Below are 16,946 nucleotides of genomic sequence, written 5' to 3' on the forward strand. Positions count from 1 at the left end.
CGGCTTATTTTTTACCTTCGATTTCATTCCTCAGGCGTCAGCCAGCTCGGCGGCCTTTTTAGCAGAGGGCATCTCGGTTCCCACAGCCTGGGCGACGGCGGAGAACAGCGCCTGCAGAGTGGCTGAGGTGGTGTCCTCGGCAAGAGCCGCGGCGCTGCAGTGCTGGCCGTTCACCGTCAGGCGGATGCACGCCAGAGCGTTGGCGTTGGTCCCCTCACCCAGTGCGAACTCGTCATAGGCCTCGACCGCGATAGTGATACCGAAGCGGTTCTCGAGAGCCTCGGAAACCGCCTCTACGGCGCCCAGACCACGACCTTCCAGTCGGACCGGCGAGGCATCGGTGCCAACGACCACATCGGCGCGCACGCCTTCGTCATCCCGATGCAGATCGTAGGAACGCAGTTCCCAGTCGGAATGCACTTTCAGGTACCGGTCCTCGAACAGGCGATGGATGGTGTGCGAGTCGATTTCGCCGCCTTCGGTTTCCGCCTCGCGCTGTACCACCTTGCTGAACTCGATCTGCAACCACCGGGGCAGACTGATGTCGTAGTCCCGCTCCAGCACGTAGGCAACGCCGCCCTTGCCGGACTGGCTGTTGATTCGAACCACTTCCTCATAGCGCCGGCCCACATCGAACGGATCGATGGGCAGGTAGGCAACGTTCCAGACATCGCCGTCCTTGCGGCGGGCCAGGCATTTGCGAATCGCGTCCTGGTGACTGCCGGAGAAGGCGGTGAATACCAGTTCGCCGGCATAGGGATGGCGCGGGTGCGTGGAAATTTCCGTACAGGCCTCGACCACTTCCGTGATCTCGGCCATGCCGGACAGATCCAGGGTCGGGTCGATACCCTGGGAATACAGGTTCATGGCCATGGTGACCAGGTCCATATTTCCGGTCCGCTCACCGTTGCCCATCAGGGTGCCCTCGACACGATCGGCACCCGCCATCACCGCCAGCTCGGCAGCGGCCACAGCACAACCCCGGTCATTGTGGGTGTGCACGCTGATACTGATGTGCTCCCGGCGCTGGATGTTGTCACAGATCCACTCGATCTGGTCGGCAAAGACATTCGGGGTTGCCATTTCCACGGTCGCGGGCAGGTTGATGATCACCGGCTGGCCCTGATCGGGGCGCCACACCTCGGTGACCGCATCGATGACCTCCGCAGCAAAGTCCAGCTCGGTTCCGGTAAAGCTTTCCGGGGAATACTGGAACGTCCAGTCCGTGTCCGGATAGCGGGTTGCGATCTCCTTCACCAGCTTCGCGCCATTGACGGCGATGTCCCGGATACCGTCCCGGTCCAGACCAAACACCTGCTCGCGCTGGACCGTGGAGGTGGAGTTGTAGACATGCACGATGGCGCGCTTCGCGCCCTCCAAGGCCTGGTAGGTGCGCTCAATCAGTTCCGGGCGCGCCTGGGTCAGAACCTGGATCCTGACGTCGTCTGGAATCCGGTTTTCCTCAATCAGCTTGCGGCAGAAATCAAAGTCCGGCTGACTGGCCGCCGGAAAACCAATCTCTATTTCCTTGAAGCCGAGCTTGACCAGTAAATCGAACATTCGCTGCTTCTGGGCAACAGACATGGGCTTGACCAGTGCCTGGTTACCGTCTCGCAGGTCTACAGCGCACCAGGTGGGAGCCTTTTCGATCACCTTGTCCGGCCAGCGACGGTCGGTCTTGGCGATCGGCTTGAATGCCATATATTTGCGATGATCAAAAGCCATGGAAGGATTCCTTTCGATTGCCGGTGGAGTACTTGATTTAGTTACTATGCTAACTCAGTCGAACGGAAATTTGATTGCTATTTCAGGCTTGGAATGGGTAAATTTGAGCATATCCCACCGAAATTGACGCGAAGGTCGCAACATAATGCTCAAACAACCCAAGGAACTCGTAAAAATTGACAAAACCGACCGGCGGATCCTGGAAGAACTCCAGAAAGACGGCTCACTGACCAATCAGGAACTGGCAGAAAAGGTAGGACTTTCCCCCTCCCCCTGCCTGAGGCGGGTAAAGGCACTTGAGGACGCCGGCGTCATCCTTGGCCGGGCCACGGTCCTGGACCACAAGAAGCTCGGGCTATCCTTAACGGCCATCATCCTGATCGGCATGGACCGTCACACCCCCGAACGCTTTGCAGCCTTTGAAGAAAAGGTCGCCGGTTACCCGGAAGTCCAGGAGTGCTACCTGATCACCGGGCAGGACGCCGACTACATGCTCAAGGTGGTGGTCCCGGACATGGACCACTACCACCATTTCCTGCTGAACCACATTACGCGGATCCAGGGAGTCAGTGGCGTCCATTCCAGCTTCGTTCTCAGGCGGGTCATAGACAGCACCGCCCTGCCTCTGGGGTATCTGTCCTGAATCAGCGAATCAGCTCGCGGACATAGGCGCCCGCCATACATTTGAGTTCCTCGACCAGCTGACGACCCTGGTCTTCGGGCAAAGTAACCGCCAGGCGAAGAATGTTGCCGGCAGAACGCGGCAACAGAAGGCTAGCCGTCCAGCGACGGGCCTCCGGGATATGGGGGCACTCCTCCTTCAGGCGGGCGTCCAGATCCTGGGCGTTGCTGTAGAGTTCCCGCAGGTCCAGCTCACGCAACTCGGGCATTGCCTCGACACCACTCCATATCGCCGAATAGGCCGGCTCGGTCCGGTAGAACTCGTAGAACTGGTCAATCAGAATATCCACGGCTTCGATCAGACCCAGCTCCGGCAGATGCTTGCGCAGGGCCTTTTCCATCTTCTCCACGTGCTGCTCGGCGATGGCGTGAACGATCGCGGCCTTGTTGGGAAAGTAGCGGTAGAGCGAGGCAAGGGACATACCCGATTGCCGGGCGATGGCGGACATGCTGGTAGCATCCACACCGACTTCATCAAAAATGGCCGCGGCATGCGACAGGATGGTGTTTACCCGCTCGCGGCTCCGGGCCTGAACAGGCTGGCGGCGGGGGGCAACATCAACAGTTTCATCAGTCATCATCTGTACCTTGTCAGGCTGGCTCCGTACAATAACCACCACTTTACGACATAATAAGACGCTGGCGGCGAGGATCCGCCTGTCCATTAGTCTAACCATTCTGATCCAAGCCAAACGGAAGAGACAATGCGAGCAAGCCGTTACCTGATAGCGACCCAGAAAGAGACCCCCGCTGACGCGGAAATTATCAGCCACCAGTTGATGTTACGTGCCGGCATGATCCGCAAGCTCGCAGCCGGCCTGTACACCTGGCTACCGATGGGGCTGCGCAGTCTGCGCAAAGTTGAGCGGATTGTTCGTGAAGAAATGGACAAGAGCGGAGCCCAGGAAGTCCTGATGCCCGCGGTACAGCCGGCGGAACTCTGGCAGGAGTCAGGCCGCTGGACCGAGTACGGTGGCGAGCTGCTGCGTATGAACGACCGCCATGGCCGGGATTTCTGCTTCGGTCCGACCCACGAGGAAGTCATCACCGACCTGATCCGGAACGAGGTGAAGAGCTACAAGGAATTGCCGGCCAACTTCTACCAGATCCAGACCAAGTTCCGGGATGAGCGCCGCCCGCGGTTTGGCGTGATGCGCGCCCGGGAATTCATCATGAAGGACGCCTACTCCTTCCACGTCGACGCGGAGTCTCTGAACGAGACCTACCAGGTAATGCACCGGACCTATTGCAACATCTTCGACCGTGTAGGGCTGGACTATCGTCCGGTAGAGGCGGACTCCGGCGCCATCGGTGGCAGCGACTCCCACGAATTCCACGTACTGGCCTCCTCCGGTGAGGACGACATCGTGTTCAGCACCGAGAGCGATTACGCCGCCAATATCGAGAAGGCGGTGGCCCTTGCGCCTGCCGGCGAGCGTCCCGCGCCGGCTGAAGAAATGAAAGAGGTCCACACTCCCGGCCAGCGCACCATCGAGGCCATTGCCGAATTCCTCGGAATCGACGCCACCCGCACCGTCAAGACGCTTCTGGTGAAGGGCGAGGAGGACGAAAACGGCCAGTCCGGTCTGGTGGCACTCATCCTCCGTGGCGACCACACCCTGAACGAGATCAAGGCTGAAAACCTTGCCGGCATTGCCGAGCCGCTGACCATGGCCACCGACGAGGAAATCAAGAGCGCGACTGGCTGCGAGCCCGGCTCCATCGGCCCCGTCAACCTGCCTGTGCCGGTGATTGTCGACCGCAGTGCCGCTCACCTGGCGGACTTTGTCTGCGGCGCCAACCGGGACGACTATCACCTGACCGGCGTCAACTGGGAGCGTGATGTCCCGCTGGGCCGTGTTGAAGACCTTCGCAATGTGGTCGAGGGAGACCCGAGCCCGGATGGCAAGGGCACCCTGGAGATCCGCCGCGGTATCGAGGTGGGCCACATCTTCAAGCTGGGCAACAAGTACAGCAAGTCCATGAACGCCACCGTCCTGGACGAACACGGCAAGAGCGTGGTCATGGAAATGGGCTGCTACGGCGTTGGCGTTTCCCGGATCGTGGCCGCGTCCATCGAGCAGAACCATGACGACAAGGGCATCATCTGGCCGGACGCCATTGCGCCTTTCCAGGTCGCCATCGTGACCCTGAACGCCCACAAGTCACCGACCGTGGCCGAGGCAGGGGAGAAACTCTACGAGCAGTTGCGCCAGGCGGGCTTCGATGTCCTGCTGGATGACCGTAACGAGCGCCCGGGAGTGAAGTTCGCGGATATGGAACTGATCGGTATTCCCCACCGTTTCGTGGTTTCCGATCGGGGTCTGGCTGCGGGTACCCTGGAATACAAGGGTCGCAGGGATGAAGAGAAGCAGGATATCCCGGTGGCCGAAGCCCTGCCCTTCCTGATCAACGCATCGCCGCGCAAGGGACTCTGAGCGCGGCTGTCCCACGCGGACTCAGACTATTGGAGAGAGCCCGGCACCACCGACCACGCCGGGCTCCATCTCCAGAATCACACCAAATCGTTTCCGGACCGACTCCCTTATCCGGTCTGCAAGCTCCAGAATATTGCGGCCTGTGCCCCCGGCATGGTTGATCAGAACCAGAGCCTGACGGTTGTGCACGCCTACCCGCGAATCCCGGTAACCTTTCCAGCCGCACTGGTCTATCAGCCAGGCCGCGGCAACCTTGACCCCCTGGGCCTGCGGGTACGCCGGGATATCCGGATACAGCTCTTTCAGCCGGCCATAGTCCGCCTCGGTAACCACCGGGTTCTTGAAAAAACTGCCGGCATTGGGAAGCTGCCGGGGATCGGGGAGTTTTCGTCGGCGAATGGCCATCACCGCTTCGGCTACCGAGAGAGCGTCAGGTTCCCTGTCGGGAAGACTGGCAAGGTACTCCTCCAGGTCACGATAGCCCAACTGGAGGGGTTTGCTGCGTGACAGCCGCAACCGAATCTCGGTGATCACATAACGGCCGGACTTGCGCTTGAACAGACTCTCGCGATAACCAAAGCCGCACTGATCGTTGGCCAGACGAAGCCACTTGCCGGTCTCGCGATCAAAAGCGGTTACCGATACCAGGGTGTCGCAAAGTTCCACCCCATAGGCACCGATATTCTGGACCGGGGCGGCGCCTGCCGTGCCCGGGATCAGGGCCAGGTTCTCGATGCCCCGGTAGCCGGACTTTGTCGCGTAGAGCACGGCGTCATGCCAGTTCTCCCCGGCACCAAGGACCAGGGTGGCCTCGTCACCCTCGATCTGCTCCCAGTGGCGCCCCTGAATTGCCATGTGAATCACCAGTCCCGGGAAATCACCGGCGAACACGAGGTTGCTGCCACCGCCGATAAACAGGGTGTCGAGACCGCGCTCCCGTGCCCACGTCAGGGCATCCTCCAGCAGCTCCGAGTCCCGCAACTCAAGGAAATACCTGGCCGTGGCCGGGACCTGCAGGGTATTGAACGCCTGCAGATCAACCTGCTCCTGAACCGACACCCGATTCTTCAACGCAAGCGTCCCCGGATCTCATCAAGGAGCCCCTGACCGGCTTCGTGGATGAGGTCCAGCACGAACTCGAAGCCGTCCTCGCCACCGTAATAGGGGTCCGGCACTTCCTCGTGGTGGGACTTACCATAGGAGAGGAACAGCTCCGGGGCGGTACCACCATTCTGGTGCCAGATGTCCTTCACATCCGCCAGGTTCTGGCGGTCCATCACCAGCACATAGTCGAACTCATCCAGATCAGTCTCGATAATCTGGCGTGCCCTGAGGTCGCTGATATCAATGCCCCGTTTGCAGGCGGCCTCCATGGCCCTGGCATCGGGTGACTTGCCGACATGCCAGCTGCCGGTACCGCAGGAATCGATATGGATCCGATCGGACAGACCGACCTCCTCCACCAGGGAGCGGAAAACGCCCTCGGCGCTGGGGGAACGGCAGATGTTTCCCAGGCAGACAAACAGCACCCGAACGCCATTGCTCATGTTCAACTCTCCTGTTTCGTTGTCAGCCACGCACGGACACGCTCGAGGTCCGCTTCGGTATCCACGCCGGCAGGCGGATTCTGTGCCGCAATGTCTACGTGAATCCGGGCACCGTTGTAGAGGGCTCGCAGTTGCTCGAGGGATTCCACTCTCTCGGTCGGCGCCGGCGCCCAGGAAACAAATTCGCTCAGTACACTGGCGCGGTAGCCATAGATGCCAATGTGCCGGAAATACCCGACACCATCCGGCAACGACACCAGGCCCCTGGCCGAATCCATACCGGAGGGCCACTGATCCCGGGCCCAGGGGATCGGTGCCCGACTGAAATAATGGGCCATTCCCTGATGATCGAAGACCACCTTCACCACATTGGGATTGAACACTGGCCCGATGTCGTGAATGCGCTCGCAGAGGGTGGCAATGGAGGCTTCCGGGTAGCGCTCCAGGTTCTCAGCTACCTGGTTGATCAGGGCTGGCGGGATCAGGGGCTCATCGCCCTGGACGTTCACCACCCGATGATCCGGATCAAGTGCCAGCTTGCGTGCCACCTCTTCCAGCCGGTCGGTGCCACTGGCGTGGTCGGGCGAGGTCATCACCACTTCCGCCCCGAAACTTTCACAGGCTTCCTGAATGCGCCGGTCGTCGGTGGCCACCACCACCCGGGAAGCACGGCTTTCGGCCGCACGCTCACACACATGGCGAATCATTGGCTTGCCGGCAATATACGCCAGCGGCTTGCCCGGCAGGCGGCTGGAGGCATAGCGGGCCGGAATCACAACGGTGAAGGACATGCTCTCTCCCTTGCCAGATCAGGTCAGTGCTTTTCGAGACGTTCGTCAGTGCTCAGGGTCCGGGCCTCGCTGGCCAGCATGACCGGGATCCCCTCCCGGATCGGGAAAGCCATGGCATCCTGGTAACAGATCAGCTCGGTTTTCTCCTTGTTGAGCTTCAGGTCACCCTTGCAGACCGGGCAGGCCAGCATGGCAATCAGCTTTTTATCCATGGTCCGTTCTCTTCTGGTTTGATTCATTCAACTGTTGCGAGCATTCCTCGAGCCGCTGGAGAAACGCGTCGATAAAACTGTCCGGCAACTCTGCCTCCACCGCAAGGTACCAGGCATTATCCGGTGCAAACTTCCGGCATTTTACGGCGTCCTTGGCGGTCATCACCAGCCACTCGCCCGGCTCCGCCGACAGATCGCGAGCCCTGAAACGGTGATGATCGGGAAAAGGCGTTTCCCGGACCTGGGCACCAAGCTGTCTGAGCGTATCGAAAAACCGCGCGGGATTGCCGATTCCGGCAACACCATGAACCTTGCGCCCGGCAATCTCGGCCAGCGGCGCCTGATGACCTGTTGTCACCTGGACCAGGGAGGAAGGGAGCAGTCGCATGGGAAAGATCTCCGGATGCTCGACTCCCTCGAAGCTCTCGAGCCGGTCCTTGGCCTCGTCAGCTCTGGCACCATTGACCACCACAAAGTCGACACTCGAAAGCCTGGAAACCGGTTCCCGTAGCGGGCCGACAGGAATCAGGCTGCCATTACCGATGCCACGGCTGGCATCGAACACGGCCAGCTCGATATCCCGGGGCAAGGCATAATGCTGGAGACCATCGTCACAAATCAGGACATTGCCCAGAAACCGGGAAATGGCAAGGGCAGCTCCTCGCCGACGCTGGGGATCCACTACCACCGGGACACCCGTCGCCTGTGCCAGCATCACCGGCTCATCGCCGGCCACTGACGGGTCACTGTCACCGTCCACCACAAGCGGATAATGGTCAGACTTGCCACCGTAGCCCCGACTGAGAATCACAGGCCGCCAGCCGGCCGACGACATCTCCTTGACCAGGCGGGCCGTCAGCGGGGATTTGCCGGTGCCCCCGGCGGTAATGTTGCCAACCACCACCACCGGAACCGGAAGCGGTTCGTCGCGAAGCTCCCAAGCCTTGCGCCGACGGGAGTCACTGATGGAACGGTAGAGCCAGGCCAGCGGCGCCAGCCAGCCGAGCGGGCGGCCCTTGCCATACCAGACCCGGTCCACCAGGGAAGTCATGAATGCTCACTGAACTGCATCTGGTGCAACTGGGCATAGGCGCCACCAGCCGCCAGCAACTCCTCGTGGCGACCGGATTCGACAATCCGGCCCTTCTCCATCACCAGAATCCGGTCTGCCTTCTCGATGGTGGACAGACGGTGCGCGATCACCAGGGTTGTCCGGCCCTGCATCACGGTTTCCAGGGCCTCCTGGATGTGGCGTTCGGATTCGGTATCCAGTGCCGAAGTCGCCTCGTCCAGGATCAGCACCGGCGCATCCTTCAGCAAGGCCCGGGCGATGGCGAGCCGCTGACGCTGGCCGCCGGACAGCATCACGCCATTGTCCCCGATCATGGTATCGAGCCCTTCCGGCATCCGGTCGATAAACTCCAGGGCGTGGGCTTTCTCTGCCGCCGCCCGGATCTCCTCACGGCTGCAGTGCCTGAGGGCGCCATAGGCGATGTTGGCGGCGATGGAGTCATTGAACAGCACCACGTTCTGGGTCACCAGCGCGATCTGTGCACGCAGGGCCGGGAGCGAATACTCCCGCAGGGAATGGTCATCGATGCGGATATCGCCACCGGTAAACTCGTAGAACCTGGGCAGCAGGCTGACCAGGGTCGACTTGCCACTGCCCGAACGGCCCACAAGGGCAACGCTCTGCCCTGCCGGAATGGTGAGGGAAATACCCTCGAGGACGTTATCTAGCTGGTCCCGGTACCGGAAGGAGACATCGTCGAAACGGATATCCCCGGCAACCCGATCCGGCGCGTAGGTTCCGGGGTCGTCCTCAGGATGCTCATCGATGGTTTCGAACACATCATGGGCAGCCGCCACACCCTTCTGGATCTTGGCGTGGATGTTGGTGATCTGACGGATCGGCTTGGCCATGGTGGTTGCCGCCGTCAGGAAGGCCACCAGCTGGCCGGTGGTCATTTCACCCCGGATTTCCGGAGCAAGCATCATCCAGACCAGTGCCGCTATCGCGATCGCCACCAGCACCTGGATCACCGGCACACTGATCGCCTGGGTTGCGGCCATTTTAAGGCTCTGCTTCAGGTTCTGGTCGTTGACGGTCCGGAACCGTTCCTTTTCATAGTCCTCACCGCCAAAGGTACGGACGACGCGGTAGCCGGTGATCGATTCCGAGGCTACGTGGGTGATATCGCCCATGGAGCCCTGGATACGCTTGCTGATCTTGCGAAAACGCTTGCTGGCGTAGCTCACCACCACCCCGATGATCGGACCCACAGTAAGGAACAGCAGGGTCAGCTTCCAGTTGGTGTACAGCATGAAACCGAGCAGGCCGACAACCGTCAGGCCCTCGCGCAAGGCGGTGGTGACCGCATTGGTTGTTGCCTCGGCCACCTGCTCGACGTTGAAGGTCAGCTTGGAAACCAGCCGCCCGGACGCGTTGTCATCAAAATACCGTGATGGCAATGCCATGAGCCGTTCGAACAGGTCCCGGCGCAGGGAGTTGATCACATGGCGGCCGACGTAACCGATGAAGTAGGTACTCATGTAGGTGCCCAGACCCCTGGAGGCGAACACTCCCACAATCAGCAGTGTCAGCTGCAACCGGTTCTGGTCGGTGGGGTTTTCGATGGCCGTGATGACGTATTCCATGGCCGCCGCCATGCCGGTGGAAGCCGCGGCATAGATGACGTTGCCAATCACTGCCAGGGAAAAGGCAATCCAGAACGGTTTGGCATAGGACAGCAGGCGCTTGTAGGTCTCCCAGCTGCCCTTGTCCAGGGCGGCCGGGGCCGCAGGTTCCGGGTTATTCACCAGCATCAGACTCCCGCTCCGTGGTTATGCTCAACTTGGCAAAACCCAGGCGGCCGGCAACATCCATGGCGCGAACCACAAATTCGTGTGGCGTGCGGGCATCAGCGGTAATGATGAATGGCAGGGAACTATCACCTTCGGCCAACTCACGCACCCCCTTCTCAAGGGTCTCCCGCCGGTTGTTGACCAGGGTACGGTCGTTGAGGATGTACTGCCCCTCAGCGTTGATCACCACGTCAATCTGCTTCACGTCGGCCGGGCTGGCTGGCTCGCCGCTGGCCTCGGGCAACTCGACCTGCAAATGACTTTCCCGGGTAAAGGTGGTGGATACCATAAAGAAAATCAGCAGCAGGAAGACCACATCGATCAACGGGGTCAGGTCGACGCCGACTTCCTGGCTTCTCTGGCGCTTGAACTTCACGGTGTTCAGGCTCCTTCCACGTCGATTTCGCGGTCTCCGTGCACAACCTCAACCAGCTTGATGGCTTCCTGCTCCATGTTGACCACCAGCTCATCAACACGACGGATGAAATAGCGGTGACAGATCAGCGCCGGGATCGCCACGCTCAGACCGGCCGCCGTGGTGATCAGGGCTTCAGAAATGCCCCCCGCGAGGTTGCCGGCATTGCCGACACCGGCGAGCTGGATCTCGGCAAAAACCTTGATCATGCCGATTACCGTACCCAGCAGGCCAAGCAAGGGGGCGATGGTGGCCACGGTACCGAGGGGATTCAGGAAACGCTCCAGTTCGTGGATCACCTGGCTGGCTTCGTGCTCGATGCTTTCCTTCATGATTTCCCGGCCATGCTTGGCGTTGAGCAGACCGCCGGCAAGGATTCGGCCGAGCGGAGAGGAACCCTGCAGGGCCTTGAGCTTCCGGCCATTCAGATCCTTCTTCTTGATCCAGCGCCAGAGTTCGTTGATGGTCTGGGGGGGAGCAACCCTGGAGGCACGAAGGGTCCAGAAACGCTCCAGGACGATGGCCAGAGCCAGGATGGAACAGGCAACAATGGGCACCATCAGAATGCCACCGGCTTTCAACAACTCGAACACGCTTGGTCTCCCTGGTTAGTTACAAGCCGCGCTACTTTAGCATAGCTGCCGTTTCAGGCCACACCCGTTGTGTCACGGTATTTTACATTGGTCACGGGTCAGCCCCGCTCCGCCGATCCAGAACGGTGAATCGTGTCTCATTTCATGGACTTCCAGCCCCTCGGCAGTTGCCTTGAGCGTAATGCCACCGGAGCACGCGGTATTCAGCGCAATCGCCCCGCTCTGACGGTAGCGGGCAACAACGTCGGGGTGCGGGTGGCCATAACGGTGCCGGTAACCGGCGGTATAAATAACATGATCCGGCGCCAGGGTATTGACCCAGGCTGAAGAAGACGAGGTTTTGCTGCCGTGATGAGGCGCCAGCACAACCCGATGCAGAGAAGGATCTAAAGCCGACTCGAGGGCTTTGAGGAATCCCACCTCGACCGCATCGGTAATATCTCCCGGCAGAATCCACTCCGTCCCCTTGTGCCGGACCACCAGCACACAGGACGCATCATTACCGGACACATCACCGGGATTCCGCCAGAAAGCCAACTCCAGAGCACCCAGCGTTTCCGGCTTTCCCCGGCACCTCTGAACCGGCACGTTGGCGGGCACCCCCACCTCTTCAAGCGCCTCAGGTTCGCCCGCAATCACCCGCCCCACCGGCAGGCTGCCAAACAACAGGCCCACCCCACCGGCATGATCACTGTCACTGTGGCTTATTACCAGCTGGTCTATCCGCCGGACACCGAGGTCCTTCAGGTTCGGCAGGACCGTTGATTCCATCGCTGAAAACACCCCAGGTACCGCCGGGCCGGTATCGTAGAGCAGAACTTCCCGGCGATGGCGCACCAGCACCGAAAGCCCCTGCCCGACATCCAGGATACGCACTTCCGGCACAGGCACATACCGATTCACCGGCCCACCGCTGCCGGAGCCCGTCCCGGGCCACAACCACGAAACGACCACACTGAAGACCAGGGCGGGAATCCACGGCAGGGGAAGACGCAGGACCAGCAATCCCGATGCGGCCACCAGCAACAGTGGCAGGCTGGCCGATGTCAGAACCGGCACCTGCCACTCCGACAGGCGGAGCAACAACCACCAGAGCCCCGCCAGCACAGCATCCATCAACGGAATCACCCATTCCGCCAGCGCCGGCACCAGGGCGACCACCATGCCACCAACGATGATGACCGGCATGACAATCACCGAAACCCAGGGAATGGCCATCAGATTGGCTACCAGGCCGGCAACCGGCTGCCCCTGACCGAATTGTGCAAGCACGGGCCAGAGCCCGACAAAAACGGCCATCTGGGCCAGAAACAGCCCTGCCAGCCAACCAACGGCCCCCAGGCGCCCGGAGAAAGTCACGAGCAGGATGGCAACCGCCGAGAATGAAAGCCAGAAGCCCTGATCCAGCGGGGCAAAAGGATCCAGAAGCAGAACCGTCGCGAACGCCAGAGCCAGCGACTGCCAGGGCGAGGTCTCCCTGCCACCTGTCAGCGCCCAGGTGGCAATCATCACCATGATCAGGGCCCTGCGTGTCGGCACCGTGAACCCGGAGGCCAGTGCATAAGCGAGACAGCTGACGCCAACCATGACAAAAACACCCCGGCGCAAAGATTCTTCGGAGAAACAGTGAACGGGGAAGCCCAACAAGGTCCGACGGGCGACAAAACCCGCGCCAAGGGCCACCAAACCCAGGTGCAGACCGGATATGGCCACCAGATGGATGGTCCCGGTTGCCTTGAGCACTTCCCAGTGAGACGACTCCATGGCGCCGCGGTTGCCGATCATCAGGGATGCGATCAACGGGTACTGACTGGCTCCGGAAAATCGGCCTTCCACCCAGCGCGCAAGGGACTGGTGGGCAGCGGTATAACGGCAGTGCAGGTTGCAAGGCAGGGTTGGAGTGGGCTCTGCCGACCGGACGCTACCGGTCGCGCGGAAGCCTTTACGAAACAGCCAGTCCTCGTACCTGAATCCCGAGGGGTTGAGTGTTCCGTGGGGTCGTCTCAACACCACTGTCAGGGTCAGGCGATGGTGTGCCAGCGTTTGCGCCTCACCGTCATACCAGCTCAACCGCAGCTGCTCTGGCAACCCCGATTCAGCCCTCCCGGGCCAGCCGGTGATGCAGAAACTGAAGCGCTGGCTGTTGAAACTGCCAGCCGCCGGGATGTCGCAGACATAGCCCTCGACTGTCACCGGAATACGCTCCAGATCTGGCGGCAGGCGCTGACTCAACTGATGCCCGGCCTGCCACGTGCCCCATGCCAGACCGGCTATCAGGGCAGCAACCACCAGAGCCAGGTTTCGTAGCGCCGGAGACTTCGCCGCCAGCACACTGTAAAAAGCTGTCACAAGGGCCGCTACCAGCCACCACGACACTGGTAACACCGACAAGCGATACAGTAAGATAACGCCGCACGAGAAAGCTATGGCGCAGAGAAACGCCACGCCGTGCGATTGCGGCTTATACGGCTGTTCAGAGCCGGTATGACTCGCGGACAATCCTTGTCCTCCTGATATTTATTCTCCGGCAACATCCCTTTGCCGGTGCAATCACACGCTTACAGGCAGAACTTCCTATGCCAAAGAAGTTCATGAAACGATATCTGCCGTCACCGGAACGGGTGCAGTCCATGAGATCACTGCACTTTCTGGGCGATATCCTTCATGAACCCAACCTGTGGCACATCAATCGCCACAGCGTGGCCAGGGCCTTCCTGATCGGCATCTGGTTCTGTTTTATCCCAATGCCCTTCCAGATGCTGGCCGCAGCACTGTTTGCCATCTGGTTCAACGCCAATCTGCCCCTGTCCGTGGCGCTGGTGTGGATCAGCAACCCGGTCACCATGCCACCCATGTTCTACTTCAACTACAAGGTAGGGGCGTGGATCCTGAACCGGCCTGTGCTGGCATTCGAGTTCGAACTCTCCTGGCCCTGGATCAGCGAACGGCTTGTGGATATCGGGATCCCCCTGTATCTGGGCTCCCTGATCTGCGCCACCGTCTTTGCCTGCCTCTCCTACCTGATCATCCAGTATCTCTGGCGCCGGAAAATACGCTCGGACTGGCGGGAAAGACGGCTGGAACGGCGCAAACGCCGCCGCACCGCCAATCAGGCTTCCTGAAGCAGACGCCCCTGTTCCAACCGTAAAACCCGGCCCAGGCTCCGGGCCATACGCATGTCGTGGGTCACCATGACAAAGGCAATGCCGGACTGGTCACGCAGGGTTTCGATCAGCGCCTGCACCCCCTCACCCGTTTGTTCGTCCAGGTTACCGGTGGGCTCGTCCATCAGCACGCATTCCGGCTCGTTCACCAGGGCGCGGGCAATGGCGACGCGCTGGCGCTCGCCCCCGGACAACTCGCCAGGCTTGTGGGTCAGACGGGCGCCAAGGCCGACCTTCTCCAGCAGAGAGGCTGCCTTATCACGGGCAGCCTTCACGGGCAGCCCACCAAGGGCGCAGGGCATCATGACGTTCTCGAGGGCGGTGAACTCCGGAAGCAGGTGGTGGAACTGGTATACGAACCCCAGATGCCGGTTCCGGAAACGTGCCCTGCCCGCCTCAGACATGCGATGAATATCCTCACCGCAGATGTGGATCTGCCCCGAGGATGGCTTGTCCAGTCCACCGAGCAGGTTCAGCAGCGTGGTCTTGCCGGCACCGCTGCTACCAACAATGGCGACCGTCTCACTGGCCCCGACCTGCAGGGAGATATCGGAGAAAATCGTGAGCTTTTCCGGACCCTCGTTGTAGGTTCGGGTAACGGCGCGGCAGTCAATGACCGGTGTTTTTTCTTTCATGGGAGCTCTTGTCTCACTCATACCGCAGTGCCTCCGCCGGATCGATCCGGGATGCACGCCAGGCAGGATAGATGGTTGCCAGCAGACTCATCGCCAGCCCGGCACCGCTGATGATCATGACATCCTGCATCTGGAGCTGCGACGGCAGATAGCTGATGAAATAGACATCGGCACTCAGGAACTGGTGCCCCAGGGCCTTTTCCAGCCAGGAAATAAACGCGCTGATGTTCAGGGCCCCGAGAACCCCCAACGTGGTCCCCACCAGGGTTCCGAACACGCCGATGACTGCACCCTGAACGATAAAGATCCGCATGATACGGCCGGGCGTCGCTCCCATGGTCCGGAGAATGGCGATATCCGCGGTCTTGTCGGTCACCACCATGACCAGGGTCGAGACAATGTTGAATGCCGCCACCGCCACGATGAACATGAGCAACAGGCCGATCATGGTTTTCTCCATGCGGATAGCCTGGAACAGGTTGCCGTGGGTCCGGGTCCAGTCGGAAATGAAGTAACGCCCATCCAACTGGCGTGCGGCCTCTTCCGCCACCCTGGGTGCGGCGAACAGGTCATCTACCAGCAGGCGCACGCCCTCGGCCTTGCCACCGGTCCTCATCAGTTTGGCGGCATCGTCCATGTGGACCAGAGTGTAATTGCCATCAAGTTCTGCGCCCACGCTGAAAATACCCTTGACGGTAAAACGTTTCAGCCTCGGCAGAACGCCCGCCGGGGTCACGGAAGCCTCGGGCAGCACAACGGTCAGCCTGTCACCCACTTCGAGACGGAGGCTTCGGGCCATGGTCCGGCCCACGATGATGCCAAACTCACCGGACACCAGGTCTTCCAGCTCGCCCTCGATCATGTGGTTTTCGATGATGGAAACGGAACGTTCCTGTTCCGGCAGGATGCCATTGAGCATCACGCCCCGGACATCACCACCACCGGTCACCATGCCCTGCCCCTGGATAAACGGGGCAGCAGCGAGCACCCTGGGATGCTCCTCGACCCGGGCATCGACGGCTTCCCAGTCCTCGAGGGGGCCCGTCCCCTGGATCACCGCGTGGGGCACCATGCCCAGGATCCGTTGCTTGAGTTCGCGATCAAAGCCGTTCATCACAGACAGCACGATGATCAGAACCGCGACACCAAGCATCAGCCCGATCATGGAGGTCAACGAGATAAACGAGATGAAATGATTGCGGCGCTTGGCTGCGGTGTACCGCAAACCGATATAGAACGATAAGGGTCGGAACATGTAGGAGTGCTGCTCTGTTAGAATCCCTGAATGGCAAGCTCGGCGTGGTCGAGCGCATTATGGCCCTTGTCCAAAATCGGTTGCAACCGGACTTCCCTCACCCTGCTTGTGAAAGCCTTGGCAAAAATTTCGGGCCCAAACAGTATAAACTGGGGGAAAGCGGGTGACTTTTGCTAGTCTTTTTCGGATATTACGTTTTATCCATGTCCTTCCGGAGCACCCCGTAAGGACCCGAGCTGTAGCGTCAATGGAGAGCCATCAATGAGAAACAACAAAACCCTGTTCGGTGTACTGGCCCTGGCTGCCGCCCTGTCGTTTGCACCGGCCAGCGGTGTCCTGGCTGAAGAGCTTCGGACTCCGATAGGAAGCCAGGCAGACCGGAACCAGGGAAACTATCCCAAAACCGGGCTGTCCCAGTCCTCGGTCCGCGCCAAGTGGGGCAATCCCCAGGAAGTTCGTGGCCCCGTGGGCGAGCCTCCCATTACGCAGTGGCATTACCAGGATTTCGTCGTTTATTTCGAAAAGGATCTTGTGCTCCACACGGTACTGAAACGCCAGACCGGTCGATAACAAAAATACACCGCCAACCGGCCTGTTTTCACGGCTGCTGTCCTGACGCCGGGCC

Annotated in this window: 17 protein-coding genes; 4 read left to right on the forward strand and 13 right to left on the reverse strand. The window is 60.5% G+C overall.

The annotated features are described in order from the left end of the window. Positions 1-30 precede the first annotated feature (30 nt). The gene (gene leuA, locus BM254_RS05355) at positions 31-1,725 is read right to left on the reverse strand and encodes a 2-isopropylmalate synthase (protein ID WP_091999844.1); all 1,695 of its coding nucleotides are present in this window, start codon (positions 1,723-1,725) and stop codon (positions 31-33) included. A gap of 145 nt (positions 1,726-1,870) precedes the next feature. Here leuA and BM254_RS05360 point away from each other — a divergent pair, with 145 nt between their 5' ends. Beyond that, positions 1,871-2,368, forward strand: a complete 498-nt coding sequence (locus tag BM254_RS05360; RefSeq protein ID WP_091999847.1) for an Lrp/AsnC family transcriptional regulator — start codon at positions 1,871-1,873, stop codon at positions 2,366-2,368. Between the two features lies 1 nt (position 2,369). Here the strand turns inward: BM254_RS05360 and BM254_RS05365 are convergent, their stop codons facing one another. Then, positions 2,370-2,984 carry a TetR/AcrR family transcriptional regulator gene (locus BM254_RS05365; protein ID WP_092000749.1) on the reverse strand — a complete coding sequence of 205 codons (615 nt, stop codon included), beginning with the start codon at positions 2,982-2,984 and terminating at the stop codon, positions 2,370-2,372. A 126-nt stretch (positions 2,985-3,110) separates the two neighbouring features. Between BM254_RS05365 and BM254_RS05370 the strand changes: the two genes are divergently transcribed. Beyond that, the gene (locus tag BM254_RS05370; protein ID WP_091999849.1) at positions 3,111-4,844 is read left to right on the forward strand and encodes a proline--tRNA ligase; all 1,734 of its coding nucleotides are present in this window, start codon (positions 3,111-3,113) and stop codon (positions 4,842-4,844) included. A gap of 21 nt (positions 4,845-4,865) precedes the next feature. Here the strand turns inward: BM254_RS05370 and murB are convergent, their stop codons facing one another. The 9 genes from murB to BM254_RS05415 form a co-directional block, all read right to left on the reverse strand. Continuing rightward, on the reverse strand, positions 4,866-5,915 hold the full coding sequence (gene murB / locus BM254_RS05375; protein ID WP_091999852.1) for a UDP-N-acetylmuramate dehydrogenase: 1,050 nt from the start codon (positions 5,913-5,915) through the stop codon (positions 4,866-4,868). Next, positions 5,912-6,391: a low molecular weight protein-tyrosine-phosphatase gene (locus BM254_RS05380; protein ID WP_091999855.1), complete on the reverse strand. Its 480-nt coding sequence runs from the start codon at positions 6,389-6,391 to the stop codon at positions 5,912-5,914. Before BM254_RS05380 ends, murB begins: the two co-directional genes overlap by 4 nt. 2 nt (positions 6,392-6,393) lie before the next feature. Beyond that, positions 6,394-7,182 (reverse strand): 3-deoxy-manno-octulosonate cytidylyltransferase, encoded by a 789-nt coding sequence (kdsB, locus tag BM254_RS05385; protein WP_091999858.1) that lies wholly within the window; start codon positions 7,180-7,182, stop codon positions 6,394-6,396. A gap of 23 nt (positions 7,183-7,205) precedes the next feature. Continuing rightward, positions 7,206-7,394 (reverse strand): Trm112 family protein, encoded by a 189-nt coding sequence (locus BM254_RS05390; RefSeq protein ID WP_091999861.1) that lies wholly within the window; start codon positions 7,392-7,394, stop codon positions 7,206-7,208. Further along, on the reverse strand, positions 7,387-8,445 hold the full coding sequence (lpxK, locus tag BM254_RS05395) for a tetraacyldisaccharide 4'-kinase (protein WP_091999864.1): 1,059 nt from the start codon (positions 8,443-8,445) through the stop codon (positions 7,387-7,389). The genes BM254_RS05390 and lpxK overlap by 8 nt, the downstream gene beginning before the upstream one ends. Continuing rightward, positions 8,442-10,220, reverse strand: a complete 1,779-nt coding sequence (msbA, locus tag BM254_RS05400) for a lipid A export permease/ATP-binding protein MsbA (protein ID WP_091999866.1) — start codon at positions 10,218-10,220, stop codon at positions 8,442-8,444. The genes lpxK and msbA overlap by 4 nt, the downstream gene beginning before the upstream one ends. Then, positions 10,207-10,635: an ExbD/TolR family protein gene (locus tag BM254_RS05405; protein WP_091999871.1), complete on the reverse strand. Its 429-nt coding sequence runs from the start codon at positions 10,633-10,635 to the stop codon at positions 10,207-10,209. The genes msbA and BM254_RS05405 overlap by 14 nt, the downstream gene beginning before the upstream one ends. 5 nt (positions 10,636-10,640) lie before the next feature. Next, complete coding sequence (locus BM254_RS05410; RefSeq protein ID WP_091999874.1) at positions 10,641-11,267, reverse strand: MotA/TolQ/ExbB proton channel family protein; 627 nt, start codon at positions 11,265-11,267, stop codon at positions 10,641-10,643. 72 nt (positions 11,268-11,339) lie between these two features. Beyond that, a complete protein-coding gene (locus BM254_RS05415; RefSeq protein WP_092000751.1) occupies positions 11,340-13,712 on the reverse strand; it encodes a DNA internalization-related competence protein ComEC/Rec2 in 2,373 nt (790 codons plus the stop codon). Between the two features lie 131 nt (positions 13,713-13,843). On the opposite strand from BM254_RS05415, the gene BM254_RS05420 reads away from it, so the two are divergent. Beyond that, positions 13,844-14,389: a DUF2062 domain-containing protein gene (locus BM254_RS05420; protein WP_091999876.1), complete on the forward strand. Its 546-nt coding sequence runs from the start codon at positions 13,844-13,846 to the stop codon at positions 14,387-14,389. On the opposite strand, the gene BM254_RS05425 is transcribed toward BM254_RS05420, so the two are convergent. Further along, the gene (locus tag BM254_RS05425) at positions 14,377-15,087 is read right to left on the reverse strand and encodes an ABC transporter ATP-binding protein (protein WP_091999879.1); all 711 of its coding nucleotides are present in this window, start codon (positions 15,085-15,087) and stop codon (positions 14,377-14,379) included. The two genes, BM254_RS05420 and BM254_RS05425, sit on opposite strands and share 13 nt — an antisense overlap. Beyond that, complete coding sequence (locus tag BM254_RS05430; RefSeq protein ID WP_091999883.1) at positions 15,080-16,321, reverse strand: lipoprotein-releasing ABC transporter permease subunit; 1,242 nt, start codon at positions 16,319-16,321, stop codon at positions 15,080-15,082. Before BM254_RS05430 ends, BM254_RS05425 begins: the two co-directional genes overlap by 8 nt. 261 nt (positions 16,322-16,582) lie before the next feature. Here BM254_RS05430 and BM254_RS05435 point away from each other — a divergent pair, with 261 nt between their 5' ends. Further along, positions 16,583-16,891: a hypothetical protein gene (locus BM254_RS05435; protein ID WP_091999886.1), complete on the forward strand. Its 309-nt coding sequence runs from the start codon at positions 16,583-16,585 to the stop codon at positions 16,889-16,891. Positions 16,892-16,946: the final 55 nt, after the last annotated feature.

It is taken from the genome of Marinobacter pelagius, from assembly GCF_900114925.1.
Classification (GTDB): Bacteria; Pseudomonadota; Gammaproteobacteria; order Pseudomonadales; family Oleiphilaceae; genus Marinobacter; species Marinobacter pelagius.

Excerpts from the sequence above, each read along its gene's own strand:
- BM254_RS05435 (WP_091999886.1), top strand. The coding sequence starts at position 16,583 with ATGAGAAACAACAAAACCCTGTTCGGTGTACTGGCCCTGGCTGCCGCC.
- BM254_RS05360 (WP_091999847.1), top strand. The coding sequence starts at position 1,871 with ATGCTCAAACAACCCAAGGAACTCGTAAAAATTGACAAAACCGACCGG.
- BM254_RS05365 (WP_092000749.1), bottom strand. The coding sequence starts at position 2,984 with ATGACTGATGAAACTGTTGATGTTGCCCCCCGCCGCCAGCCTGTTCAG.
- BM254_RS05420 (WP_091999876.1), top strand. The coding sequence starts at position 13,844 with ATGCCAAAGAAGTTCATGAAACGATATCTGCCGTCACCGGAACGGGTG.
- BM254_RS05390 (WP_091999861.1), bottom strand. The coding sequence starts at position 7,394 with ATGGATAAAAAGCTGATTGCCATGCTGGCCTGCCCGGTCTGCAAGGGT.
- leuA (WP_091999844.1), bottom strand. The coding sequence starts at position 1,725 with ATGGCTTTTGATCATCGCAAATATATGGCATTCAAGCCGATCGCCAAG.
- BM254_RS05430 (WP_091999883.1), bottom strand. The coding sequence starts at position 16,321 with ATGTTCCGACCCTTATCGTTCTATATCGGTTTGCGGTACACCGCAGCC.
- msbA (WP_091999866.1), bottom strand. The coding sequence starts at position 10,220 with ATGCTGGTGAATAACCCGGAACCTGCGGCCCCGGCCGCCCTGGACAAG.
- BM254_RS05380 (WP_091999855.1), bottom strand. The coding sequence starts at position 6,391 with ATGAGCAATGGCGTTCGGGTGCTGTTTGTCTGCCTGGGAAACATCTGC.
- lpxK (WP_091999864.1), bottom strand. The coding sequence starts at position 8,445 with ATGACTTCCCTGGTGGACCGGGTCTGGTATGGCAAGGGCCGCCCGCTC.
- BM254_RS05425 (WP_091999879.1), bottom strand. The coding sequence starts at position 15,087 with ATGAGTGAGACAAGAGCTCCCATGAAAGAAAAAACACCGGTCATTGAC.
- BM254_RS05370 (WP_091999849.1), top strand. The coding sequence starts at position 3,111 with ATGCGAGCAAGCCGTTACCTGATAGCGACCCAGAAAGAGACCCCCGCT.
- kdsB (WP_091999858.1), bottom strand. The coding sequence starts at position 7,182 with ATGTCCTTCACCGTTGTGATTCCGGCCCGCTATGCCTCCAGCCGCCTG.